This is a genomic window from Streptomyces abyssalis (assembly GCF_001751365.1).
Taxonomy (GTDB): Bacteria; Actinomycetota; Actinomycetes; order Streptomycetales; family Streptomycetaceae; genus Streptomyces; species Streptomyces abyssalis.
The window spans coordinates 1,010,305-1,034,385 of sequence record NZ_LJGT01000040.1; the positions used below are offsets into that span (position 1 = coordinate 1,010,305).

A 24,081-nucleotide genomic window follows, 5' to 3' on the forward strand; every position below is an offset into this window, starting at 1 on the left:
GCCGCCCCGGCCCCCGCCGCCGGTTACGGCAGCGCCAGCATCTGCTCCAGGGCGAGTTTCGCGAACTTCTCGGTCTCCGCGTCGACTTCGATCCTGTTGACGACCTTGCCGTCCGCCAGCGACTCCAACGCCCAGACCAGATGCGGCAGATCGATGCGGTTCATCGTCGAGCAGAAGCAGACCGTACGGTCGAGGAAGACGACTTCCTTGTCGGGGGCGTGGCGGGCGGCCAGCCGCCGCACCAGGTTGAGTTCGGTGCCGACGGCCCACTTCGAACCGGATGGCGCGGCCTCCAGCGCCTTGATGATGTGTTCCGTCGAGCCGACCTGGTCGGCCGCCGACACGACTTCGTGCTTGCACTCCGGGTGCACCAGGACGTTGACGTCCGGGATGCGCTCGCGCACGTCCCGCACCGAGTCCGGCGAGAAGCGCCCGTGCACCGAGCAGTGCCCCCGCCAGAGGATCATCTTCGCGTCGCGCAGCTGCTGCGCCGTCAGCCCGCCGTCCGGCTTGTGCGGGTTGTAGACGACGCAGTCCTCCAGCGACATCCCCAGTTCCCGTACGGCGGTGTTGCGTCCGAGGTGCTGGTCCGGCAGGAAGAGCACCTTCCGCCGGCTCTGCCGTGGGTCGTCTTCCCCGAAGGCCCACTCCAGGGCGCGCCGCGCGTTGGACGACGTGCAGATCGTGCCGCCGTGCCTGCCGGTGAACGCCTTGATGTCGGCCGAGGAGTTCATGTACGAGACGGGCACCGTCACGTCCGCCACCCCGGCCTCGGTGAGCACGTCCCAGCACTCGGCGACCTGCTCGGCGGTGGCCATGTCCGCCATGGAGCAGCCCGCTGCGAGGTCGGGGAGGACGACCTTCTGCCGGGCGGAGGTGAGGATGTCGGCCGACTCGGCCATGAAGTGCACGCCGCAGAAGACTATGTACTCCGCGCCGGGCCGGGCCGCCGCGTCCCGTGCCAGCTTGAAGGAGTCCCCTGTGACGTCGGCGAACTCGATCACCTCGTCACGCTGGTAGTGATGGCCGAGCACGAAGACGCGCTCGCCGAGCTTCTCCTTGGCCGCACGCGCACGTTCGACCAGACCGGGGTCCGAGGGAGCGGGCAGGTCCCCGGGGCAGTCGACGCCACGCTCGCTCTTCGGATCGGACTCGCGGCCGAGGAGCAGCAGCGCAAGCGGAGTCGGCTGTACGTCCAGTGGGGCGGTCACGGCACCCACCCTCCCTTTTCTCCATCGCCGCAAGCGGCTTTTCGTCTAATTGACGCTATTAATCATAGCCGCTTCATGTCACTTTGACGATGGGGTTCGCGTCGATGTGACGCATTCCCGGCCGCTCCCGGCGTGTGCGAGCATGAGGGAGGAGAACGACGTACAAAGGAACGTGTCCCCCTGGAATGAATCCGGGACGCCGTCGGTTGCATTCGACGGTAGAGCAGTCCGAACAACCCGGGAGAGAAGCAGATGTCCGTATCGGACGACACCGCTGTGAGCGAGGGCATCATCCTGTCCGACGCCGCCGCGGCGAAGGTCAAGAACCTGCTCGAGCAGGAGGGCCGTGACGACCTGGCGCTCCGGGTCGCCGTCCAGCCCGGTGGCTGTTCCGGCCTGCGGTACCAGCTCTTCTTCGACGAGCGGTCGCTCGACGGCGACGTGGTCAAGGACTTCGACGGTGTGAAGGTCGTCACCGACCGGATGAGCGCCCCGTACCTGGGCGGCGCCTCCATCGACTTCGTCGACACCATCGAGAAGCAGGGCTTCACGATCGACAACCCGAACGCGACCGGTTCCTGCGCCTGCGGCGACTCCTTCAACTGAGAAGGCGCCGCCGACGGGCGCGGCCGCACATCTGAACAGGACGAAGGCGGCGGACTCCCCCCACCAGGGGTCCGCCGCCTTCGTCGTTCCCGCCCCCGTGCTCTGCGGTCCTCAGATCCCGACGGCCGTCGGTATGTCGCTATGTCTACCCAACGTTCGCCGGTTCACTTGCGCGGAAGGCCCTCTCCGTCGGTCGCGTCGACGACCTCGCGGTCGCCGAGCGCCTTGTCCAGCTCGACCTCGACGCTCTGGAGCTTGGCCATCTTCACGCACACCTTCTTGCTGTCCTTCTCCTTCTGACGCACGGTCACCTTCACCGTCTTCCCGGACTCCTCTGCGACCGCCTCGTAGCCGCTGCAGACGCCGCCCCAGAAGGTCAGCTTCACCTTGCGGCCGTCCGCCTCGTAGGAGTTGACGGCCTGTGCGGGCGGCGACCCCGGTTCCCCGGCCTGGCCGGAACCCGCTCCCGGTCCCGAATCCGGCCCCGGCTCCGGTGCCGATCCGGAACCGGAGCCCGAACCCGGCGCACCACCGGAGCCCGGTTGCGCGGGCCGCGCCGGCTTGAGGTACCGGGGCTCCACCGCGGGGTGAGCCACGCTCGCCGTGTGGCCGCCGTCCAGCCGCACTTCGTAGATCCACGACGGTACGAGCACGGGCTTGCCGACCGTGTAGCGCGTGACCAGCCCGAACTCGGCGCCGGTCACCTTCAGCGCCTTGCGCGGCCGGACCTTCCCCGGCTCGGGCTCCGTGGACTCGGGCTTCGCCGTCTTCTTGCCGGGCTCGGCCTTCCCGTCGTGGGCCCACGGTTCACGAACGGTGCTCGCACCGGCGCCGGACCCCGCCGAGCCCTGCTTGTTGAGGTGCTTCAGCGTCTTCTCCGCCGACATCACCGGGTAGGAGGCGCCCTTCCTGAGCTCGCCGAGATTGCCGTGGCCTCGTACGACCTTGCCGTCCTTGTTCACAGTGAAGGTGCTGTTCCAGTCCTGCGCCTTCATGCCGCCGACCTTCGGGGTGGCGGTCACCATGCGCAGCGCGCCCGCTGTCACGCCCGCATCCAGCTCGGCGCCTTCGAGTTCCAGCGTCTTCAGGACAGGCCGTACGGCGCTCTTCGCCTTGTCCTCCGAGATCGGGTCGCCCTCGCCGGACCCCGGCATCGCGGAGCAGGAATCCGGGGCGCCGCCGCCCTCGGGCGGCACGAGGCCGGCGCTCACCGGCGGCTTGCCGCAGCGCATCGCGGGCCAGTCCCCGGACCGGTACGTCCAGTTGCCTGCCATCCGGTCGTCGTTCACGGTCAGGGCCGTGCCGCCCGGGGACTTCTCGTCCTCGCCGACGACCCAGCGGCCGGCCTTCTTCTCCGGCTTCCCGTTCACCCCGAGCGCCCCGGCGAGCGCGGAGACGGAGCCCCGCTCGACGGAGGCCGGATTCCGGTAGACGGCCGCGGCGTCCGGTCCGCCCGGCAGCTCGCCGTTGGCGCGGTAGACCTGCGGATGCGGTTCGCCCGGTGCGATCCCCGGCCCCTCGCGTCCGTCCTCACCGCTCTGCTCGGCGGAGACGAGGCCGTCCAGCGCGAGCCTGGGCGGCTCGGACGCGCTGCCGCTGCCCGTTCCCGCGGAGCGTTCCCCTCCGGCGGTCGAGGCCCACCAGGCACCGCCGCCGCCGGCCACCAGTACGGCCGTGGCCACCGTGATCACAGACAGCCGGTGCCGCCGCTGCCGGACGGCCCGCTCTCCCCCTGGGCCCTGCGGCCCGGGCGGTGCCCCCAGGGCGGAAGAGGTATCCGCGCCGGAAGCGGGGGACGGTTCGGTGCTCACGGCATGCTCCTTCGGCTCCGCTCATCGCGCCTTCTCCCGCACCTGCCTGCGCGAGAACCGCGATGGACACCCATGTGACGGAGCCGGGGCCCGGAAGGTTCCCGGAAACTCCCCGGAAGGTCTCAGCGAAGCGCGGCGGCCCGTGCGGCCGGAGGCCCGAAGGCACGCGCGGCGGAGCCCGCCGGCGCCGGCGCCCTCGTCCGTACGGTCACCAGACCCCGTACTCGGACATGCCCTCCAGGATCCGCGCCGAGGCCGCCGGGACCCTTACTCCGCGCAGTGCCTCGTACGAGGCCGGGGCGACGGCCGTGCCGCCGGGACCGTCCTGCGGGTGGCGTCCGGGCCGCGGCGCCCAGGGGGAGTGCAGGTCGAGCGCGGGGTCGCACGCGGGCACCGTCCAGTGCCGCGCCATGTGCGCACAGTCACCAAGCAGCTGGTCCATCGACTCGGGGTCCGCGGCCGAGCGCCGCGTCGGATCGGGCATGCGGCCGACGCTACGCAGCAGGTGAGGCGTCTGGAAGGCCCTACTATCTGGTAGTTACGTCCTGTTCGGTTACGGGGGAGGAGCAGGTAGCGTGATGGTGCCATCCGACAGCGTCCTCCGACAGGAGCAGTTTTCGCCGTGCGTATCGCAGTCACCGGCTCCATCGCGAACGACCACCTGATGACGTTTCCTGGCCGGTTCGCCGACCAGTTCGTCGCCGACCAGTTGCACACCGTCTCGCTCTCCTTCCTCGTCGACTCGCTCGAGATCAGGCGGGGCGGCGTGGGTGCCAACATCGCCTTCGGCATGGGGCAGCTCGGAGCGAACCCGATCCTGGTCGGCGCCGCGGGCGAGGATTTCGAGGAGTACCGCGCCTGGCTCGACAGGCACGGGGTGGACACCGAGTCCGTCCACATCTCCGAGCTGCGGCACACCGCCCGCTTCACCTGCACCACCGACGAGGCCCACAACCAGATCGGCTCCTTCTACACGGGCGCGATGAGCGAGGCCCGCCAGATCGAGCTGCAGACCGTCGCGGACCGCGTCGGCGGCCTCGACCTCGTCTGCATCAGCGCCGACGACCCCGAGGCGATGACCCGGCACACCGAGGAGTGCCGCAAGCGGAACATCCCCTTCGCGGCGGACTTCTCGCAGCAGATCGCGCGCATGGGCGGCGAGGACATCCGCGCCCTCGTGGAGGGCGCCACTTTCCTCTTCTCGAACGAGTACGAGAAGGAGCTCATCGAGACCAAGACCGGCTGGAGCGACAAGGAGATACTCGCCAAGGTCGCCACCCGGGTCGTCACGCTGGGCGCGAAGGGCGTCCGCATCGAACGCGAGGGCGAGGAGCCCATCGTGGTCGGTGTGCCCAAGGAGAAGGCCAAGGCCGACCCCACGGGCGTCGGCGACGCCTTCCGCGCGGGCTTCCTCTCCGGCCTCGCCTGGGGTGTGAGCATGGAGCGCGCCGCCCAGGTGGGCTGCATGGTGGCCACTCTCGTCATCGAGACGGTGGGCACGCAGGAGTACGAGCTCAAGCGGGCCCACTTCATGGAGCGCTTCACGAAGCAGTACGGCGAGGAGGCGGCCGCCGAGGTCGCCGCGCACCTCAACTGACGCGCTGACACACACCGGACCTCCGGGTTCCCGTACGGTCCGGGCTCGGGATCTCCGGGTTCCGGATTCCCGGTTCCGGATTCGTGAGCGTCCCTACGGGGCGCCGCACAGGGTCAGTTGAGCCGGCGCACCCTGAACTCCGTGCCGTCGGCGCCGAGATACTCCTGGCCGCGCATCCCGCACCAGGCCGGGATGTCCACGCGTGCGGCCTCGTCGTCCGCGAGGACCGTGATCACGCCGCCCACGGGCACGTCGCCGATCGCCTTCGCCAGCTCGATCACCGGAAGCGGGCACAGCGAACCGAGCGCGTCCACCGTCACGGCCGGAGAACCTGCCGACGCTGGCTCCTCCTGGTCGTCCTGTTCCCTTCGCGGCTCCGCCGCCGCGCCGCCGGTCGCGCCGCCGGTCGCGCCGCCGGCCGCGCCGAGCTGCCCGCGCACCTCGCGCACCGTCTCCGCGAGCACGTCCAGGAAGCGCTCCACGTCCTCCTCCGCCGACGCCCCGGCAGAAGGAGAGAGCGACAGCCGGATGTTGCCCTCGGACAGCACCCCCATCGCTCGCAGCACATGGCTCGGGGTCAGCGTGCTCGACGTGCAGGACGATCCCGAGGAGACCGAGAAGCCCTGCCGGTCCAGCGCGTGCAGCAGCGCCTCGCCGTCGACGTACAGGCAGGAGAAGGTCACCAGGTTCGGCAGGCGCCGAACCGGATCGCCGACGACCTCGACGTCCGGCACCAGCTCCGGCACGCGCGACCGCACCAGGTCGGTCAGGCGGCGCAGCCGGGCGGCCGCGGCCTCGGCCCCGGCACGTACGGCACGCAGCGAGGCGGCAGCGGCCACGATCGCCGGAATGTTCTCGAAGCCTGCGGCACGCCCCGCCTCCCGCTCGTCCACCGGCGGTGGCGCCGCGAAGCGCACACCCTTGCGGACGGCCAGCAGCCCCACGCCGGGCGGGCCGCCCCACTTGTGCGCGCTGCCCGCGAGCAGCGACCAACTGCCGCCGGTCGGGCCCCAGGCCAGCGACTGCGCCGCGTCGACCAGGAGCGGCACACCCGCGTCGGCGCACGCCTCGGCCACCTCGGTCACGGGCTGTTCGGTGCCCACCTCGTGGTTGGCGGACTGCAGGCAGGCCAGCGCGGTGTCCTCGCCGAGCGCGGCGCCGAAGTCCGCCGCCGCCACCCGGCCCGTACGGCTGACGGGCACCTCGGCCACGGCACCGCCCGCGGCCTCGTGAGCGGCCGCCGCGTGCAGCACCGCGGAGTGCTCGACGGCGGAGACGACCAGCCGCCGGCCCGTACGGCGACGCCCCGCCAGCGCACCCGCGATCCCGGTGTGCAGGGCACGGGCACCCGATGGGGTGAAAACCAGCTCGTCGGGGCGGCACCCCACCGCCTCGGCGGCCGTCTCGCGTGCGGCGTCCAGCAGCATCCGCGCCCGCCGTCCTTCGCTGTGCAGACGCGCCGGATCCGCCCAGCCCTCGTCAAGCGCGGCGACGAGCGCCTCGCGGGCGACGGGATGCAGAGGCACGGAGGACGCGGCGTCGAAGTAGGGCACACAGGAACGCTAGCGCGCCGCGGACGTACCGGCCCGCGGGTGTCCCGTGATGCCCGACGGACCGCCGCAGACCGCCTGTTGAAGGGGGTGCGGCGCGTTGGGGACCCTCCCCGCGAGGCCCCGAGAACGGTCCAGTAAGGTTTGCCCCGCATAAACATCCAAACCCCTGCCCGCGCCAGGACCCGCGCCCGACCTGCAAGACGGCCGAGCCGGCATGGGCGGGCGAGACTCTCGGGAAGGCGCTACGTGAGTCCCAACGGCTCCGACCTCCCCCACCGCCCGCCGGGCGTGGGCGGTACCCCCATGTCGCGGCGCCCGATGCGGCGGAAGCTGCAGCAGGCGCTCGCCGCGGGCCTGGTCCTGGCGACCGCTACCGGTTGCACATACAAGGACTTCCCCCGTCTCGGCATGCCCACCCCGGTCACGGACGAGGCTCCGCGGATCCTCTCCCTGTGGCAGGGATCGTGGGCGGCAGCGCTCGCCGTGGGCGTTCTGGTGTGGGGCCTGATCCTGTGGAGCGTGGTCTTCCACCGCCGTTCCAGGACGAAGGTCGCTGTTCCCCCGCAGACCCGGTACAACATGCCCATCGAGGCCCTGTACACGGTGGTTCCCATCATCATCGTGGCGGTGCTCTTCTACTTCACCGCGCGGGACGAGACCAAGCTCCTGGCGACGACGAAGAAGCCCGACCACGTCGTCAACGTGGTGGGCTTCCAGTGGAGCTGGGGCTTCAACTACATCGAGGACGTGGACGGCAAGGCCTCCACCTCGAACACCGGCGACAAGGAACTCTCCGCGATCCCGGACCGGATGAGGACGACCTTCCCCAAGGGCGCCGACGGCGTCTACACCGTCGGGACGCCCGGTGAGCGCAACCCGCAGAACGGCAACCCGGGCCCCACGCTCTGGCTGCCCAAGGGCGAGAAGGTGCAGTTCATCCTCACCTCACGCGACGTCATCCACTCCTTCTGGCCGGTGCCGTTCCTGATGAAGCAGGACGTCATCCCCGGTCACGTCAACCGCTTCGAGGTGACCCCCACCAAGGAGGGCACCTACATGGGCAAGTGCGCCGAACTGTGCGGCGTCGACCACGCCCGGATGCTCTTCAACGTGAAGGTCGTGTCCCCGGAGCGTTACCAGAAGCATCTGAAGGACCTGGCCAAGAAGGGCCAGACCGGCTACATCCCGTCGGGCACCGCCACCACCGGCGACGCCAGGAATGCGGAGACGAATAACCCGTGAGCATCCTCAACGAACCCAAGGGTGCCGCCGCGACGGCCGAGGCAGCACCGCCCGTACGGCAGAAGACGCCCGGCGCCATGGTGGTCGACTGGGCCACCACGACCGACCACAAGAAGATCGGGACGCTGTACTTCGTCACGTCGTTCGTCTTCTTCCTTTTCGGCGGCGTCATGGCGCTGTTCATGCGTGCCGAACTGGCCCGCCCCGGCATACAGGTGATGTCGAGCGAGCAGTTCAACCAGGCGTTCACCATGCACGGCACGATCATGCTGCTGATGTTCGCCACCCCGCTGTTCGCCGGTTTCGCGAACTGGATCATGCCGCTCCAGATCGGTTCGCCCGATGTGGCCTTCCCGCGGCTGAACATGCTGGCGTACTGGCTCTACCTCTTCGGTTCGCTCATCGCCGTCGGCGGCTTCCTCACGCCGTCGGGCGCCGCGGACTTCGGGTGGTTCGCCTACTCGCCGCTCTCGGACGCGGTCCGTTCACCGGGCATCGGCGCCGACCTGTGGATCATGGGCCTGGCGCTCTCCGGCTTCGGCACCATCCTCGGCTCCGTCAACTTCATCACCACGATCATCTGCATGCGCGCACCCGGCATGACGATGTTCCGGATGCCGATCTTCACGTGGAACGTGCTGCTCACCGGTGTGCTGGTGCTGCTTGCCTTCCCGGTTCTCGCCGCGGCGCTGTTCGCACTGGAGGCGGACCGCAAGTTCGGGGCGCACATCTTCGACGCGGCCAACGGCGGCGCCTTGCTGTGGCAGCACCTGTTCTGGTTCTTCGGCCATCCAGAGGTCTACATCATCGCGCTGCCGTTCTTCGGCATCATCTCCGAGATCATCCCGGTCTTCAGCCGCAAGCCGATGTTCGGTTACATCAGCCTCATCGGCGCGACGATCGCCATCGCGGGGCTCTCGGTGACGGTCTGGGCGCACCACATGTACGTCACCGGCGGGGTGCTGCTGCCCTTCTTCGCCTTCATGACGTTCCTGATCGCGGTGCCGACAGGCGTGAAGTTCTTCAACTGGATCGGCACGATGTGGAAGGGCTCGCTGTCCTTCGAGACACCGATGCTCTGGTCGATCGGCTTCCTGGTCACGTTCCTCTTCGGCGGTCTGACCGGCGTCATCCTGGCCGCGCCGCCGATGGACTTCCACGTCTCCGACTCCTACTTCGTGGTGGCGCACTTCCACTACGTCGTGTTCGGGACGGTCGTCTTCGCGATGTTCGCCGGCTTCCACTTCTGGTGGCCGAAGTTCACCGGAAAGATTCTCGACGAGCGGCTCGGCAAGATCACCTTCTGGACGCTGTTCGCGGGCTTCCACGGCACCTTCCTCGTCCAGCACTGGCTGGGCGCCGAGGGCATGCCCCGCCGGTACGCCGACTATCTGGCCGCCGACGGCTTCACCGCCCTGAACACCGTCTCGACCATCAGCTCCTTCGTGCTGGGGCTGTCGGTCCTGCCGTTCCTCTACAACATCTGGAAGACGGCCAAGTACGGAAAGCTGGTCGAGGCCGACGACCCGTGGGGCTACGGCCGTTCCCTCGAATGGGCGACGAGCTGCCCGCCCCCGCGGCACAACTTCCTCCAGCTGCCGCGCATCCGTTCGGAGTCTCCGGCCTTCGATCTGCATTACCCGGAGGTCGCGGCTCTCGACCAGCTCGGTGAGCAGCAGGCCGCGGGCGCCCGGACGCTCGTCGGCGGCAAGGAGGACTCGAAGTGAAGATCCAGGGCAAGATGTTCCTCGGCCTGGCGGTCTTCCTGCTGGCCACGGCGATCATCTACGGGGCCTGGTCGAAGGAGCCGGTCGGTACGACCGGGCTGTTCCTCGCCTTCGGCCTGGCCGTGATGATCGGCTACTACCTCGCCTTCACGGCCCGCCGCGTCGACGTCGGCGCGCAGGACAACAAAGAGGCCGAGGTGGCGGACGACGCCGGCGAGGTCGGGTTCTTCAGCCCGCACAGCTGGCAGCCGCTGGCCCTCGGGCTCGGAGCCGCCTTCGGTTTCCTGGGCGTGGCCTTCGGATGGTGGCTGGTGTTCGTCTCGGCGCCGCTGCTCTTCGTCGGCCTCTTCGGCTGGGTCTTCGAGTACTACCACGGCGAGAATCGCACCCAGTGAGGCTCCAGGCATAGGCAGTCCGCAAACGGGTCGGCCCCCGGTGATCACCGGGGGCCGACCCGTTTGCATGCGCCCAACAGGCCCTGAATGGCGACACTTCCTACCTTGGGCCTATGAATCACTCTTCGAACAGGATGAAGCGCCGGATCTCAGCCGGCTGTGCCCTCACCCTCGCGCCCATGGCCGTCGGACTGTCCGCGTGCAGTGTCGGCAGCGAAGGGAGCCCGCTCGCAGGTGCCCCGTACGACGCGAGCAACCAGATATCCGTCAGCGCGGGTGAGGAGGGGGCCGTCGTGGACCCCTCCAAGCCCCTCGAAGTGACCACGACCGGAGACGAGGGACGAATAGCCGACGTCACCGCCGTCGACACCGCGGGACGCTTCCTCAGCGGCAAGCTCTCCGAGGACGGGACCCGCTGGCGGAGCACCTCGGACCTCGCCTCGGGCGTCCGCTACACCGTCCGTATCAGCACCGAGAACGGCTCCGGTGAGCAGGGGCGCCGGACGCTGAACTTCCAGACCAAGCCCGCACACGCCAAGCGGCTCGGCGTCACCTTCGGACCGGACAGCGGCACGTACGGCGTGGGCCAGCCCGTCACCGCCGAGCTGAGCCACAAGGTCAAGGGCGCCAAGCAGCGCAAGCTCGTCGAGGGAGCACTCAGGGTGAAGTCCTCGCCCCACGTCGAGGGAGCCTGGCACTGGGTGGACAGCAAGGAGCTCCACTACCGCCCGAAGGAGTACTGGCCCGCCCACACCACCATCAGCGTCAGCTCCCGCCTCAAGGGCCTGAAGGTGCGCGAGGGCCTCTACGGCGACAAGGCCAAGCCCGTCAAGCTGAAGACCGGCGCCCGGGTGGAGGCGCTCGCGGACGCGTCCGGCCTGTCCATGAAGTTCAGCAAGAACGGCAAGGTCGTCAAGGAGATACCGATCACCACCGGCAAGGCCGGCTTCGAGACCCGCAACGGCACCAAGGTCATCCTGGGCCGTGAGTCGTACGTACGGATGCGCAGCGGCAGCGTCGGCATCGGCGGCGGCGAATCCTACGACCTCGGCGTCCACTGGGCGTCGCGGCTCACCTGGAGCGGCGAGTACGTGCACGCCGCGCCCTGGTCGGCCGGCTCGCACGGGGTGTCCAACAGCAGCCACGGCTGCACCGGCATGAGCACCGGGAACGCCAAGTGGTTCTTCGACAACGTCCGGCAGGGCGTGCCCGTGAAGTACGTCAACTCCTCCGGCGACGACATGGCGCCGTTCGGCAACGGGTTCGGGGACTGGAACCTGTCCTGGGCGAAGTGGAAGAAGGGCAGCGCCCTGCTCCGCGGCACCCCTGACCACGGCGACGGCGATTCCGCAAACGGAGTGAACCGTCTCCGCCCCCAGGTCTGACCGGCACCGCAGGGCCGGAGCAGCTCAGAGGGGGCCGGAACGGCTCAGAGAGGCTGCACCTGGGCAGACGCCCCGTCGCTCTCACGGAGAAGCCCCGCCAGGGCGCCCGCGAGGGCGACCGGGTCGACCGGGTGCGAGACGGCGGCTTCCGCGCGGCTCCAGGACGCCAGCCAGGCGTCCTGGGGACGTCCGATCAGCAGCAGCACGGGCGGGCAGTCGAAGATCTCGTCCTTGATCTGCCGGCACACACCCATCCCGCCGGCCGGTGCCGTCTCCCCGTCGAGCACGCACACGTCGATGCGGTGCTTCTCCAGTGTGGTGAGGACGGCGGGGAGCGTCGCGCACTCCACGTACTCGACGGGCGGAACGTCCGCGGCCGGGCGGCGGCCGGCGGCGAGCCGGACCTGCTCGCGGGTGTCGGCGTTGTCGCTGTAGACCAGCACCGTGGCGGTCGGCTGCATCGTTCCTCCGCTGGACGTCTCGCACGTGAACACGTAGCGGCAAGGGGCCGCAGCGCGGATGTTACTCCCTCGTGCGCCCGGTCGACAGCGCTCGGTCCGCCCGCGGGAAAGGCCTGTTTGAGCTGTGCACACGCGCTGGACACACCGAACGGCACCCCGGCAGTAAGGGCCGTATGAGCGACCGACATAATGTCGGTCGTGGCGACAGCAACAGCAGTAGAAACCGGGCACGCGCACCCGTCGGTCAACAGGCCGAACCTCACCAGCGTCGGAACCATCATCTGGCTGAGTTCCGAGCTGATGTTCTTCGCGGCCCTCTTCGCGATGTACTTCACCCTGCGGTCCGTGACGGGTGCGGACTTCTGGAAGGAGCACGCCGACTCGCTGAACGTGCCCTTCTCGGCGGCGAACACGACGATCCTGGTGCTCTCCTCGCTCACCTGTCAGCTGGGTGTGTTCGCGGCCGAGCGCGGCGACGTGAAGAGGCTCCGGGGCTGGTTCATCATCACGTTCGTGATGGGCGCGGTCTTCATCGGTGGCCAGATCTTCGAGTACACGGAGCTGGTGGAGAAGGACGGCATCACCCTCTCCTCGGATCCCTACGGATCGGTGTTCTACCTGACCACCGGCTTCCACGGGATGCACGTGACGGGCGGTCTCATCGCGTTCCTGCTCCTGCTCGGCAGGACGTACGCGGCCAAGCGCTTCACCCATCAGCAGGCCACTGCAGCCATCGTCGTGTCCTACTACTGGCACTTCGTCGATGTCGTCTGGATCGGCCTCTTCGCCACGATCTACCTGATCAAGTAGCTGATCGGGCACCGGTCCGTGCGCGAGCGCGTGCCGGGCAGTGACAGACACACAGCAAAAGCATCGACGCAGAAGATCCTGACACCGGGGTAATCCGTGAAAAAGCTCTCCGCACGACGGCGCCATCCGCTGGCGGCGCTCGTCGTTCTCATCTTCGCGCTGGCGGCCACCGGGGGGCTGTACGCCGCGTTCGCCCCTGCCGGTGAAGCCAAGGCCGACCAGTCATCGAGCCGGTCCCTCGCCATCGAGGAGGGCAAGAGGCTCTACGACGTCGGCTGTTCCAGCTGCCACGGAACGGGCGGCCAGGGAAGCAGCGACGGCCCCAGCCTGGTGGGCGTCGGCTCCGCCGCCGTGGACTTCCAGGTCGGGACCGGCCGCATGCCCGCCCAGCAGCCGGGTGCCCAGGTGCCGAAGAAGAAGAAGATCTACAGCCAGCACGAGACCGACCAGCTCGCCGCCTACGTCGCCTCGTTGGGCTCCGGTCCCGTCACGCCCACCAAGAGCCAGTACGACCCGAGCGGCGCGGACATCGCCAACGGCGGTGAGCTCTTCCGCACCAACTGCGCCCAGTGCCACAATTTCACCGGTGAGGGCGGCGCGCTGACACACGGCAAGTACGCGCCGAATCTGGAGGACGTCGATCCCAAGCACGTCTACGAGGCCATGCAGACAGGCCCGCAGAACATGCCGGCGTTCCCCGACAAGGTGATGCCCGAGCAGGACAAGCGGGACATCGCCGCGTACATGAAGGCGGTGAACAGCAAGGACTCCGAGAACCCCGGCGGCTACAAGCTGGGCGGCCTCGGCCCCGTCATCGAGGGCCTCTTCGCCTGGATCTTCGGTCTCGGCGTCCTCATCCTCGTCGCCATCTGGGTCGCAGCTCGCACCGCAAAGGCCAAGAAGTCATGAGCGAGACTGGATCACACGAGAACGTGTCAGAGAAGCACCTGCCGAAAGAGCAGGAAAACGGTCACGGCGCGGTAGCCGTCGCGGACGACCCGTTCGCCGACCCGGGAATGCCCCCGCACGAGCCACGGATCCAGGACATCGACGAGCGTGCCGCCAAGCGCTCCGAGCGCGTCGTGGCCATGCTCTTCACCACGTCGATGCTGGCGACGCTGGGTTTCATCGCGAGCTTCGTGCTGATTCCCGTCGACAAGTACATCTACGTATGGCCGGCGGGGAACATCGGCGCGCTGAACTTCGCGCTGGGCACGACCCTCGGTGTCGCGCTCTTCTGCATCGGCGCCGGCGCGGTCCACTGGGCGCGCACCCTGATGTCCGACCACGAACTGGTCGACGAGCGGCACGCCGTCTCCGCCGAGCCGGAGACCCGCACGAAGGTCATGGAGGACTTCGCGCAGGGTGCCAAGGAGTCGGGTCTCGGCCGCCGTTCGCTGATCCGCAAGACCATGTTCGGCGCGCTGACCCTGCTGCCGCTTTCCGGTGTCGTACTGCTGCGCGACCTCGGCCCGCTGCCCGAGGACAAGCTGGAGCACACGCTGTGGAGCAAGGGCAAGCTGCTCATCAACGAGAACACCCATGAGCCGCTGCGCCCCGAGGACATCAGCGTCGGATCGCTCACCTTCGCATGGCCCGAGGGGCTCGAAGAGGATGACGAGGAGTTCCAGAAGGAGGTCGCCAAGGCGGCCCTGATGCTGGTGCGTCTCGAACCCGAGGACATCAAGGACAAGCGGGAGCTGGACTGGTCCCACGAGGGGATCGTCGCCTACTCCAAGATCTGCACCCATGTCGGCTGTCCTGTCAGCCTCTACGAGCAGCAGACACATCACGTGCTCTGCCCGTGCCACCAGTCGACCTTCGACCTGGCGGACGGTGCGCGAGTGATCTTCGGCCCTGCAGGCCACGCGCTGCCGCAGCTGAAGATCAGCGTCAACAACGACGGATTCCTCGAAGCGCTGGGCGACTTCGAAGAACCCGTGGGCCCGGCCTACTGGGAGCGTCGAGCATGAGTACAGGAACCGAGACCACCGCCCCGAAGCGCAAGGCACCCGCCGGCGAGCGGGTCGCGGACTGGGCCGACGGCCGCCTGGGCATCTACACCCTGGCCAAGGCCAACATGCGCAAGATCTTCCCGGACCACTGGTCCTTCATGCTGGGTGAGGTCGCGCTCTACAGTTTCATCATCATCATCCTGACCGGCGTGTATCTGACGCTGTTCTTCCACCCGTCGATGAACGAGGTGGAATACCACGGCAGTTACGTGCCGATGCAGGGCGTGCGCATGTCGGAGGCCTTCGCTTCCACGCTGGACATCAGCTTCGACGTACGCGGTGGTCTGCTCGTGCGGCAGATCCACCACTGGGCGGCGCTGATCTTCCTCGGCGCGATGTTCGTGCACATGATGCGCGTGTTCTTCACCGGCGCGTTCCGCAAGCCGCGCGAGATCAACTGGCTGTTCGGCTTCCTGCTGTTCGTGCTCGGCATGTTCACCGGCTTCACCGGCTACTCGCTGCCGGACGACCTGCTCTCGGGCACCGGCGTGCGGTTCATGGAGGGCGCGATCCTCTCCGTGCCGATCGTCGGCACGTACCTGTCGATGTTTCTCTTCGGAGGCGAGTTCCCAGGGCACGACTTCGTGGCGCGGTTCTTCTCCGTGCACGTGCTGCTGCTGCCGGGCATCATGCTGGGCCTGCTGGTGGCCCACCTGATCCTGGTCTTCTACCACAAGCACACGCAGTTCGCCGGTCCCGGCCGTACGAACAAGAACGTGGTCGGCATGCCGCTGCTGCCGGTGTACATGGCGAAGGCGGGAGGCTTCTTCTTCCTCGTCTTCGGCGTCATCTCCGTCATCTCGGCGACCTTCACGGTCAACCCGATCTGGGCGCTCGGTCCGTACCGTGCGGATCAAGTGTCGACCAACGCCCAACCCGACTGGTACATGGGCTTCTCCGAAGGGCTGATCCGCATCATGCCCGGCTGGGAGATCCATCTGTGGGGGCACACGCTTGTGATGGGCGTGTTCGTCCCGCTCATGGTCTTCCCGCTGGTGCTGGCCGCGATCGCCGTCTATCCGTTCATCGAGTCGTGGGTGACGGGCGACAAACGCGAGCATCACATCGCCGACCGCCCCCGGAACGCCCCGACCCGTACCGGGTTCGGCGTGGCCTGGATCGCCTGGTACCTCGTGATGCTGATCGGCGGCGGCAACGACCTGGTGGCGACGCACTTCGACTTGTCGATCAACTCGATCACATGGTTCGTGCGGATCGCGTTCTTCGTGGTGCCGGTGATCGCCTTCTTCGTGACCCGGCGCGTGTGCCTCGGCCTGCAGCGCCGCGACAAGGAGAAGGTGCTGCACGGGCGCGAGTCCGGCATCATCAAGCGGCTTCCGCACGGCGAGTTCATCGAGGTGCACGAGCAGCTCTCGCAGGAGCAGCTGCACACCCTCACCTCGCATGAGCAGCACAAGCCGTACGAGGCCGGTCCCGAGGTCGACGAGAACGGCGTCCAGCGCAAGGTCGGCCGTGCGCAGAAGCTGCGGGCGCGGCTCTCCAAGGGCTACTACGGCGAGCAGGCGCAGATCCCCAAGCCGACCGCCGAGGAGTACAAGGAGCTCACCAGCGGCCACGGCCACCACTGAGCCGAGGCGCACGAGCCGTCACGTACGGCCGTCACGCACGAGGGGCCGGGCTTCCCGAACGGGAGCCCGGCCCCTCGCGTGTGCCCGGGAGCGGGAGTGGCTCCCGGGGTGTGGCGTCCGGGTGCGGGCGGGCCGTGCCGCCCCTGCCGGCGGCGGCGCCCGACCCGCTCGCGGAAACGGATGTCCTGGCCGGGGGCGTGTGCCGCTAGGGTGGTGGCTGGCCGGGCCCGGAGCCCGGGCCGCCCCCACGCCGTACCTCGCATGCCGGTCCGCCGCGATGCCTCCGCAGCTCCGGCCGGGGACACCGGCGCGCGGGGCCAAGCCGATCCGAGGACCTCAGGAGGGATCATGAGTGCCGTTCCGTCAGCCGGCTCTCCCGGGGGTCTGCGCACCTGGCCCGACGTACTGACGTCGCTGCTCGCCGGTGAGGATCTGAGCGCCGACGCCACCGCGTGGGCGATGGACTGCATCATGCGGGGCGAGGCGACCGACGCCCAGATCGCGGGCTTCGCCGTGGCCCTGCGCGCCAAGGGCGAGACGGTCGGCGAGATCGCCGGCCTCGTGCAGGCGATGTACGCGCACGCCAACGTGATCGAGGTGCCCGGCCCGACGGTCGACATCGTCGGCACGGGCGGCGACAGGGCTCGTACGGTCAACATCTCCACGATGTCGGCCGTCGTCGTCGCCGGATGCGGCGCGAAGGTCGTCAAGCACGGCAACCGCGCCGCCTCCAGCGCCAGCGGTGCCACGGACGTACTGGAAAAGCTGGGCGTCAACCTGGAGTTGAGCCCGCAGCGAGTCGCCGAGGTCGCCTCGGAGGCGGGCATCACCTTCTGCTTCGCGGTGAAGTTCCATCCGTCGCTGCGGCATGTGGCCAATGCGCGCGGGGAGTTGGGCATTCCCACCTCGTTCAACTTCCTCGGCCCGCTGACGAATCCCGCCCGTGTGCAGGCACAGGCGACGGGCGTCGCCAACGCCCGTATGGCGCCCATCATGGCGGGCGTGCTGGCGGAGCGCGGTTCCTCGGCTCTCGTCTTCCGCGGCGACGACGGCCTGGACGAGCTGACCACGACCGCCACCTCCACGGTGTGGGTCGTACGGGACGGAACGGTGCGCCAGGAGTCCTTCGACCCGCGTGACGTCGGGCTCGGCATCGTGCCCGTCGAGGCCCTGCGAGGTGCCGACGCGGCCTACAACGCGGATGTCGCCCGCCGTGTGCTGGACGGCGAGCGCGGCCCGGTGCGGGACGCCGTACTGCTCAACTCGGCGGCGGCTCTCGTCGCCCTGGAGCCACGGGAGGCTCCGCTCGCCGAGCAGATCCGCGCCGCGATGGAACGGGCCGCCGAGTCCGTCGACAGCGGCGCCGCACGTGCCGCGCTGGACCGCTGGGTGACGGCCAGCCACACCTGACACCCGACACCTGGCACCTGCCTCCGGCCCTGCCCCGTTGCCGTCCCTGTCCGGGATACGGACGCGGTGCAGGGCCGCCCGCGCGCTGTGCCATACTTCCCGCCAGGTCACGAGTGACAGCGACGAAGGCCCCGGCCCGCTGTCCGGCAACCCTCCTTCCGTGGTGGGGTGCCCCGGGTGATGACCGGGCCGTACGGCAGCAGGGCCGTTCGGCAAGCACGGATCCCTCTTCCCTTGCCTCCGGCGGGGAGTCCCCAAGCAGGGGTCCCTGGTCTTGAGGGAGTCATCGCATGAGCTTGTCCGTCGCGCCCGCGCCCGTTTCCGGGTCCCTTTCCGCGCACGTTTCCGGGTCCGCTGCCGTTCCCGCCCTCCCGGAACCGCTGCCGGTGCTGGGGCTGGACGTCCCCGCGCCGCTTGTGACGGGCGGCGAACTCCCTTACGCCGCACTGGACTACGCGGCGAGCGCGCCCGTGCTGCGGAGCGTGTGGGACGAAGTCGCCGCCTACGCCCCGTACTACGGCAGCGTGCACCGCGGTGCCGGTTACCTCTCCCAGCACTCGACCGCGCTCTTCGAACGGAGCAGGGCCACGGTGGCCCGGTTCCTCGGCTGCCGCGAGGGCGACGAGGTCGTCTTCACCCGCTCCACCACCGATTCGCTGAACCTGCTTGCGTCGGCGCTGCCGGCGGGCACACGGGTGTTCGTCTTCGAGACCGAACACCACGCGGCGCTGCTCCCCTGGCAGAGCGCCGGCGCGACGACGGTCTTCCTGGACGCGCCCCGGTCGCCGCGTGAGGCCGTCGAGACGTTGGAGAGCGCGCTCAGTGCCGCACCCGACGGCCCCAAGCTGGTGTGTGTGACGGGGGCTTCGAACGTCACGGGCGAGATCTGGCCCGTACGCGGACTGGCCGCGACCGCGCACCGGTACGGAGCCCGCATCGTGCTCGACGCGGCGCAGCTCGTGCCGCACCGGCCCGTGCACATCGGTGAACTGGGCGTCGACTGGGTGGCGTTCTCCGGGCACAAGCTGTACGCCCCGTTCGGGGCCGGTGTGCTGGCCGGACGCACCGACTGGCTGCACGCGGCGGAGCCGTACCTGGCGGGCGGCGGCGCGAGCCGCAAGGTCGCACGGGGCACGGACGGCGGCGTGGAGGTCGAGTGGCAGAGCGGGCCCGCCCGCCACGAGGCCGGGTCGCCGAACATGATCGGGGCGTACGCCGTGGCGTCCGCCTGCCGGGCCCTCTCGGAGGCCGGATTCGCCCGGCTGGAAGCACGCGAGGTGGAGTTGACGCGGCGGCTGCTCGCCGGACTGGACGAGGTGCCGCAGGTGGAGGTGCTCTCCCTCTTCGGGGACGACGAGGGCACGGGCACCGGTTCGCGGGCCGAAGCCCGGGCGGCGTGCAGGGTCGGCGTCGTCTCGTTCGTCGTGGCGGGCTGGAACAGCTCGCATCTGGCCGCCGCCCTCTCCGCGGAGTACGGAATCGGCGTACGCGACGGCCTGTTCTGCGCTCACCCTCTGGTGGGCGCGCTGCTGGGAGCCGGAGGCGGGGACACCGGCGGTTGCGGTGCGCCCGAGGGGCAGTCGCTGAACGCCGTACGGGTGAGCCTCGGCGCGGGGACGCCGGAGGAGCACGTGGATCGGTTCGTACGGGCGGTGCGCGAACTCGTACGGGACGGCGCGCGGTGGCGCTACCGCACGGAGGACGGCCGCTGCGTGCCGGAGCCCGGCGGCACCGCCCACGAGCCCGGAACCGGCCGGGTGCCCACGGCCTGAGGCGGGACGCGGGCGGCGGACGGAACGGCCGGCGGAGTGGCGGACCGAGCGGTGGACGCAGACGGCGGAGGCAGGCCCGACGGAGAAGACGGATGCCGGCAGCCCGTCCGCGGGGGAGGGCCGCTCCGTCAGGCGTCCAGGCCGATGGCGAAGGCTGACTCCAGATCGTGCTGGGAGTAGGTGCGGAAGGCGATGTGGGTCTCCGTGGAGAGCACGCCTGGCACCTTGCTGATCCGGCCCGGGATGACGTCCGCGAGGTCGTCGTGCCGCGCCACCCGCACCATCGCGATCAGGTCGTGCGCACCGGTGACCGAGTAGACCTCGCTGACACCCTCGAGCGCGGCGATCTGCTCGGCGATCTCGGGGATGCGTTCGGTGCTGGTCTTGATGAGCACGATCGAGGTGATCACGGTGTCGACTCTCCCTGGGTCGCCGGAGCGGGCGTGCCCACTGTAGCCGTACGGAAACGGCGGAAACGCGCCCACGCGTAGAGGAAGCCGAGGGTGAAGCCGACGACATGGGCGAGGTAGGCCACGCCCGGCCCGTCGGTGTCGCCGCGTGCCGCGACCCACTGCACGGCGAGCCAGAAGACCAGCACCAGCCAGGCCGGGAAGCGCAGCGGCAGGAAATACAGGAACGGGAAGAGGCTGGTGACCCGGGCGGTGGGGTGGAGGTACAGGAAGGCGCCGAGCACCCCCGAGACCGCCCCGGAGGCCCCCACGAGCGTCTCCGCCGACTGGTGGTGCGCCGCCGCGTAGCAGAGCATGGCGACGTAGCCCACGGTCAGATAGCAGACGGCGAAGCGCAGCCGGCCCATGCGCATCTCGACCGGGCCGCCGAAGACGTGGAGGAAGAGCAGGTTCCCCAGCAGGTGCAGCCAGCTGCCGTGCAGGAAGAGCGCGGTCAGCGGCGTGATCAGGGGCCGCAGGGCGCCGCTCCACAGCGCGCGCGGTACGACGCCCCAGTCGTTCAGATAGGAGACCTGTGCCCGGTGCAGGGCGGAGCCGGTGCCGTAGACCGGCAGGAAGCCCGAGACCGGGCCGGTGAGGAAGATCACGGCGCACAGGAGGACAAGAGCACAGGTCACAACTGGAAGCTTCGGCGCGGTGCGGTTCATGACGGCTCGGCCACTGGGCAGGCTCCTCGGGACACACGGGTGTGCGGCAGGTCTAGGGTTACGGCAGGCGATGCTGCGCTTTCGTCCGGTTACCGCACGCACTCGTGGTCGCACCGCTCCGAAGCCCGTGAACGCTCGAAGGAATGAGGTCGAGACCATGACGGTCCCCAAGCCCACGGACGGAACCAGGTGGCGCTGCACTCTCTGCGGCAATCTGACGCGCTTCGACGTGACGCGCTCCAGCAAGGTCGTCGAGTACGTCCACCTGGACCTGGCCGGTGAGGCGCGGATCGAGGAGCAGGAGGTGCTCAGTGAGAGCATCGAATCCGTGCGCTGCCGGTGGTGTGACGCCGCCGACCAGGTCGAGCTCGTGGACCGGCCGGGCGCTCAGGTCTGAGAAACGGCAGGTGTGAACGGTGGTGGATGGGACCGCCGGCGGCTCGGAGCGCGAGCCGTCGGCACCGGGCGCCGAGCCGGAGCGTGGGCCCGGCACGGCGCCGGCTCCTGGTGGGGGCGGTGGCGAGCCCGGACCCGCCGGTCCGCCGCGCGCCGGGGACGCCGAGCCCTTCGACAAGCCGTTGCCGGAGAAGGTGCGCAGAAGGGTGGTGACGTTCACCGGCGACGCGCTCGGCAGCCTGACCGTCGGCGAACTGCCCGCCCCGCTGCGCCAGTACGCACGCTTCACCCCGCAGCGCCGCATCCGGTTCGGCGCCAATGCGATGGCCGCCGCTCTCGAGAGCGAGCCCGCCTTCCGCGAGCGCATCGCCGAACAGCTGCGTGAGCGCTTTCCGGAGCTCACCGAGGCGCTGACCACCGGCACCCCGCCGCCGGCCGCGGACCCGGTCGACGTCGCGGCCGTGGCGTACGTACTGCGCCCCGTCGACTGGCCCAAGCTCGTCGCGGCGGCCGGTGAGGAGGCGCAGCGCGCGCAGGCCGAACAGGCGGGCGAGGAGGCGCAGCGGGAGCTGGCCAGGCTCCGCGGAGAACTGACCGAAGCACGTACCGCCGCGCGCACGGAGGCCGAACGGGGCCGGGGCGAACTGGAGTCGCTGCGCAAGGAACTGGAAGCGACCCGGCGGAAGTTGCGCAGCGCACAGAGCGATGTGAAGCGACGCGAGGCCGAGGCGCGGAAGCTACGGACCGCGCTCGACGAGCTGCGCTCCTCGTCCGCCGCGGAGAAGTCGGCAGCGGAGAGCGAGAGCCGCAGGCTCCGTACCCGCCTCGCGGAAGCGGAATCGGCGCTGGAGGCCGGGCGCCGTGCCGCCCGCGAGGGGCGCAGCGTGGAGGACATGCGGGTGCGGCTGCTCCTGGACAGCGTGCTGGACGCAGCACAGGGCCTGCGCCGCGAGTTGGCTCTGCCGCCGACGACGAGCAGGCCCGCCGACACGGTCGAGGCCGTCGAGCCCGGCCGGATGACGCCGCGTGACATCGCCGCGCGTGCCCTCTCGGAGACCGATCCGGAACTCCTGGACCAGCTCCTCGCGTTGCCCCAGTCGCATCTTGTCGTCGACGGTTACAACGTCACCAAGACCGGCTATCCCACGATGCCGCTGGACAAGCAGCGCCTGCGGCTGCTGGGCGGGCTGGCCGGTCTCGCCGCCCAGTCCGGCGCCGAGGTCACATGCGTCTTCGACGGTGCGGAACTCGCCGCTCCCGTGCTGCTGGCGCCGCCGCGCGGCGTGCGGGTGCTCTTCAGCAAGCCGGGGCAGACCGCGGACGAACTCATCCGCCAACTGGTACGGGCGGAACCGGCGGGGCGTGCCGTGGTGGTCGTCTCCTCGGACCGTGAGGTGGCGGACGGCTGCGCGGCGGCCGGTGCCCGCCCCGTCTCCTCAACTCTCCTTCTGCGCCGCCTCGGACGCACCTAGATGTACCCAGATGTACTGCTCAGGGCAGTCATCGACCTGCTTGTCCCCTCCTGGGCGTGCCGCACCCAACTCCTGACGCAGGTGCCCAACTCGGGCGCACTTGGGCAGCGTTCGCACCCCTGCGTGACACACTCATCGCTCGCTGTGCGAGCTGAGTAAAGAATCCGCTTGTGTGACGGGTTTTTTCTCAGAGTGATTTGATCCGACGATTACCCGTGGCTAATGTCTGGCCCCGAACCTCCGCAACGTTGGCCGTCCATCCGGGACGGCGGTGGGGGACCGCCTCGTTCCGCAGAGCCCCGCCCAAGGCGAAGTGGAGCCGGAGTGTCAGTCCGGCAGGCGGCTGAGGAAGAAGGAGCTCGCCCCAGTGGCGTCCCACCGTCGACCCAAGCAGCCCAGCCGTACTCGCCGCGTGACCGTGCTCACGGCAACCGCCGCGGCAGCCGTGGCCCTCACCACTCAGGCGGCACAAGCCGACCCCAAGGCCTCCAAGAAGGAGGTCAAGGAGAAGGTCGACAAGCTCTACGAGGACGCCGAAGGCGCGACGGAGAAGTACAACGGCGCCAAGGAGAAGCAGAGCAAGCTGAACAAGGAGGTCGCGAACCTCCAGGACAGCGTGGCGCGCGGCCAGGACGACCTCAACGACATGCGCAACGGCCTGGGTTCGATGGCCACCGCGCAGTACCGCACCGGCGGCGTCGACCCGTCCGTGCAGCTCTTCCTCTCCTCCGACCCGGACAGCTACCTCGACAAGGCCTCCACGCTCGACCAGTTGAGCAGCAAGCAGGCCGAGGCGCTGAAGAAGATCCAGGCCAAGCAGCGCAATCTGTCGCAGCAGCGCCAGGAGGCCTCGGACAAGCTGCGGGATCTCGAGGACACCCGCAAGGAGCTGGGCGAGAAGAAGAAGGACATCCAGGCGAAGCTCTCCAAGGCGCGTTCGCTTCTCAACACCCTGACCGCCGACGACCGCGCGAAGCTCGCCGCCCAGCAGGCGAGAGCCGACCGGGCCTCCGCCTCCCGCGTGGACCTCGGCAGCGACGCCTCCGCCTCGCAGCGTGCCGCGGCCGCGCTCTCCGCCGCCAAGGGCAAGATCGGTTCGCCGTACGTGTGGGGCGCGACCGGTCCCAGCTCCTTCGACTGCTCCGGCCTCACCCAGTGGGCATACCAGCAGGCCGGCGTCTCCCTGCCCCGCATATCCCAGGATCAGGCGCGCGCGGGAACCCAGATCGGCCGAGGTGAACTCGCCCCCGGCGACCTGGTCATCTTCTACGGCGACCAGCACCACGTCGCCTTCTACGCCGGCAACGGGCAGATCCTGCACGCGCCGAAGCCGGGCGCAGGTGTGCGCTATGAGTCGATCAACAACATGCCGTTCCAGTTCGGCGTGCGGATCGGCTGACTCTCCGCCTCCTGGCACCGTTTCCACTGCAACTTGGGCCACTCCGGCAACACATGCGTCATCTCGCCCATCGGACAAGGTCGTTCGTACGGGTGAAAGCGAACACGCCGGAA

22 protein-coding genes and 1 riboswitch are annotated in these 24,081 nt (G+C 69.4%); of the genes, 15 read left to right on the top strand and 7 right to left on the bottom strand.

Translation table 11 applies throughout. From position 1 onward, the window contains the following. Positions 1-23: 23 nt before the first annotated feature. On the bottom strand, positions 24-1,211 hold the full coding sequence (nadA, locus tag AN215_RS19220; protein ID WP_107374428.1) for a quinolinate synthase NadA: 1,188 nt from the start codon (positions 1,209-1,211) through the stop codon (positions 24-26). Between the two features lie 252 nt (positions 1,212-1,463). Between nadA and AN215_RS19225 the strand changes: the two genes are divergently transcribed. Beyond that, entirely contained in the window at positions 1,464-1,817 is a 354-nt protein-coding gene (locus tag AN215_RS19225) for a HesB/IscA family protein (protein WP_070011947.1), read from the top strand. 164 nt (positions 1,818-1,981) lie between these two features. Here AN215_RS19225 and AN215_RS19230 read toward each other — a convergent pair whose 3' ends face one another. Together AN215_RS19230 and AN215_RS19235 are read right to left on the bottom strand one after the other, a co-directional pair. Next, complete coding sequence (locus tag AN215_RS19230) at positions 1,982-3,628, bottom strand: hypothetical protein (RefSeq protein ID WP_139140763.1); 1,647 nt, start codon at positions 3,626-3,628, stop codon at positions 1,982-1,984. A gap of 208 nt (positions 3,629-3,836) precedes the next feature. Continuing rightward, positions 3,837-4,112: a hypothetical protein gene (locus AN215_RS19235; protein WP_107374397.1), complete on the bottom strand. Its 276-nt coding sequence runs from the start codon at positions 4,110-4,112 to the stop codon at positions 3,837-3,839. Positions 4,113-4,250: 138 nt separating this feature from the next. Here AN215_RS19235 and AN215_RS19240 point away from each other — a divergent pair, with 138 nt between their 5' ends. Then, positions 4,251-5,225, top strand: coding sequence for a carbohydrate kinase family protein (locus AN215_RS19240; RefSeq protein WP_070011949.1), 975 nt, complete (start codon positions 4,251-4,253; stop codon positions 5,223-5,225). Between the two features lie 113 nt (positions 5,226-5,338). Here AN215_RS19240 and AN215_RS19245 read toward each other — a convergent pair whose 3' ends face one another. Further along, on the bottom strand, positions 5,339-6,778 hold the full coding sequence (locus tag AN215_RS19245) for a cysteine desulfurase/sulfurtransferase TusA family protein (protein WP_070011950.1): 1,440 nt from the start codon (positions 6,776-6,778) through the stop codon (positions 5,339-5,341). A gap of 246 nt (positions 6,779-7,024) precedes the next feature. Between AN215_RS19245 and ctaC the strand changes: the two genes are divergently transcribed. The 4 genes from ctaC (at position 7,025) to AN215_RS19265 (ending at position 11,527) form a co-directional block, all read left to right on the top strand. Then, on the top strand, positions 7,025-8,020 hold the full coding sequence (ctaC, locus tag AN215_RS19250) for an aa3-type cytochrome oxidase subunit II (RefSeq protein WP_420856191.1): 996 nt from the start codon (positions 7,025-7,027) through the stop codon (positions 8,018-8,020). Beyond that, positions 8,017-9,747 (top strand): aa3-type cytochrome oxidase subunit I, encoded by a 1,731-nt coding sequence (gene ctaD, locus AN215_RS19255; RefSeq protein ID WP_070011952.1) that lies wholly within the window; start codon positions 8,017-8,019, stop codon positions 9,745-9,747. The genes ctaC and ctaD overlap by 4 nt, the downstream gene beginning before the upstream one ends. After that, positions 9,744-10,142: a cytochrome c oxidase subunit 4 gene (locus AN215_RS19260; RefSeq protein WP_070011953.1), complete on the top strand. Its 399-nt coding sequence runs from the start codon at positions 9,744-9,746 to the stop codon at positions 10,140-10,142. The genes ctaD and AN215_RS19260 overlap by 4 nt, the downstream gene beginning before the upstream one ends. Before the next feature lie 113 nt (positions 10,143-10,255). Beyond that, on the top strand, positions 10,256-11,527 hold the full coding sequence (locus AN215_RS19265) for a L,D-transpeptidase (RefSeq protein ID WP_070011954.1): 1,272 nt from the start codon (positions 10,256-10,258) through the stop codon (positions 11,525-11,527). A gap of 44 nt (positions 11,528-11,571) precedes the next feature. On the opposite strand, the gene AN215_RS19270 is transcribed toward AN215_RS19265, so the two are convergent. Continuing rightward, positions 11,572-11,988, bottom strand: coding sequence for a hypothetical protein (locus tag AN215_RS19270; protein WP_070012111.1), 417 nt, complete (start codon positions 11,986-11,988; stop codon positions 11,572-11,574). A 189-nt stretch (positions 11,989-12,177) separates the two neighbouring features. On the opposite strand from AN215_RS19270, the gene ctaE reads away from it, so the two are divergent. The 6 genes from ctaE (at position 12,178) to AN215_RS19300 (ending at position 19,584) form a co-directional block, all read left to right on the top strand. After that, entirely contained in the window at positions 12,178-12,798 is a 621-nt protein-coding gene (gene ctaE / locus AN215_RS19275; RefSeq protein ID WP_070011955.1) for an aa3-type cytochrome oxidase subunit III, read from the top strand. 96 nt (positions 12,799-12,894) lie between these two features. Then, on the top strand, positions 12,895-13,707 hold the full coding sequence (gene qcrC / locus AN215_RS19280) for a cytochrome bc1 complex diheme cytochrome c subunit (protein WP_070011956.1): 813 nt from the start codon (positions 12,895-12,897) through the stop codon (positions 13,705-13,707). Continuing rightward, entirely contained in the window at positions 13,704-14,771 is a 1,068-nt protein-coding gene (qcrA, locus tag AN215_RS19285; RefSeq protein WP_070011957.1) for a cytochrome bc1 complex Rieske iron-sulfur subunit, read from the top strand. The genes qcrC and qcrA overlap by 4 nt, the downstream gene beginning before the upstream one ends. Further along, complete coding sequence (gene qcrB, locus AN215_RS19290) at positions 14,768-16,402, top strand: cytochrome bc1 complex cytochrome b subunit (protein WP_070011958.1); 1,635 nt, start codon at positions 14,768-14,770, stop codon at positions 16,400-16,402. The genes qcrA and qcrB overlap by 4 nt, the downstream gene beginning before the upstream one ends. A 348-nt stretch (positions 16,403-16,750) precedes the next feature. Continuing rightward, the gene (gene trpD, locus AN215_RS19295; protein ID WP_070011959.1) at positions 16,751-17,812 is read left to right on the top strand and encodes an anthranilate phosphoribosyltransferase; all 1,062 of its coding nucleotides are present in this window, start codon (positions 16,751-16,753) and stop codon (positions 17,810-17,812) included. 105 nt (positions 17,813-17,917) lie between these two features. Further along, positions 17,918-18,037: riboswitch (SAM riboswitch) on the top strand. A 65-nt stretch (positions 18,038-18,102) separates the two neighbouring features. After that, positions 18,103-19,584: an aminotransferase class V-fold PLP-dependent enzyme gene (locus tag AN215_RS19300; protein WP_070011960.1), complete on the top strand. Its 1,482-nt coding sequence runs from the start codon at positions 18,103-18,105 to the stop codon at positions 19,582-19,584. 128 nt (positions 19,585-19,712) lie between these two features. On the opposite strand, the gene AN215_RS19305 is transcribed toward AN215_RS19300, so the two are convergent. Together AN215_RS19305 and AN215_RS19310 are read right to left on the bottom strand one after the other, a co-directional pair. Beyond that, positions 19,713-19,994 (bottom strand): Lrp/AsnC family transcriptional regulator, encoded by a 282-nt coding sequence (locus AN215_RS19305; RefSeq protein WP_070011961.1) that lies wholly within the window; start codon positions 19,992-19,994, stop codon positions 19,713-19,715. After that, positions 19,991-20,671: a rhomboid family intramembrane serine protease gene (locus tag AN215_RS19310; protein WP_070012112.1), complete on the bottom strand. Its 681-nt coding sequence runs from the start codon at positions 20,669-20,671 to the stop codon at positions 19,991-19,993. The genes AN215_RS19305 and AN215_RS19310 overlap by 4 nt, the downstream gene beginning before the upstream one ends. Positions 20,672-20,858: 187 nt before the next feature. On the opposite strand from AN215_RS19310, the gene AN215_RS19315 reads away from it, so the two are divergent. From AN215_RS19315 to AN215_RS19325, 3 genes are all read left to right on the top strand, one after another. Further along, positions 20,859-21,098 carry a hypothetical protein gene (locus AN215_RS19315; protein WP_070011962.1) on the top strand — a complete coding sequence of 80 codons (240 nt, stop codon included), beginning with the start codon at positions 20,859-20,861 and terminating at the stop codon, positions 21,096-21,098. Between the two features lie 181 nt (positions 21,099-21,279). Then, on the top strand, positions 21,280-22,569 hold the full coding sequence (locus AN215_RS19320) for an NYN domain-containing protein (protein ID WP_070012113.1): 1,290 nt from the start codon (positions 21,280-21,282) through the stop codon (positions 22,567-22,569). 367 nt (positions 22,570-22,936) lie between these two features. Beyond that, on the top strand, positions 22,937-23,968 hold the full coding sequence (locus tag AN215_RS19325; protein WP_070011963.1) for a C40 family peptidase: 1,032 nt from the start codon (positions 22,937-22,939) through the stop codon (positions 23,966-23,968). Positions 23,969-24,081: the final 113 nt, after the last annotated feature.

Coding starts and splice junctions, on each gene's coding strand:
- AN215_RS19315 (WP_070011962.1), top strand. CDS start 20,859: ATGACGGTCCCCAAGCCCACGGACGGAACCAGGTGGCGCTGCACTCTC.
- AN215_RS19225 (WP_070011947.1), top strand. CDS start 1,464: ATGTCCGTATCGGACGACACCGCTGTGAGCGAGGGCATCATCCTGTCC.
- trpD (WP_070011959.1), top strand. CDS start 16,751: ATGAGTGCCGTTCCGTCAGCCGGCTCTCCCGGGGGTCTGCGCACCTGG.
- qcrB (WP_070011958.1), top strand. CDS start 14,768: ATGAGTACAGGAACCGAGACCACCGCCCCGAAGCGCAAGGCACCCGCC.
- qcrA (WP_070011957.1), top strand. CDS start 13,704: ATGAGCGAGACTGGATCACACGAGAACGTGTCAGAGAAGCACCTGCCG.
- AN215_RS19235 (WP_107374397.1), bottom strand. CDS start 4,112: ATGCCCGATCCGACGCGGCGCTCGGCCGCGGACCCCGAGTCGATGGAC.
- AN215_RS19270 (WP_070012111.1), bottom strand. CDS start 11,988: ATGCAGCCGACCGCCACGGTGCTGGTCTACAGCGACAACGCCGACACC.
- ctaE (WP_070011955.1), top strand. CDS start 12,178: ATGTCGGTCGTGGCGACAGCAACAGCAGTAGAAACCGGGCACGCGCAC.
- AN215_RS19300 (WP_070011960.1), top strand. CDS start 18,103: ATGAGCTTGTCCGTCGCGCCCGCGCCCGTTTCCGGGTCCCTTTCCGCG.
- AN215_RS19265 (WP_070011954.1), top strand. CDS start 10,256: ATGAATCACTCTTCGAACAGGATGAAGCGCCGGATCTCAGCCGGCTGT.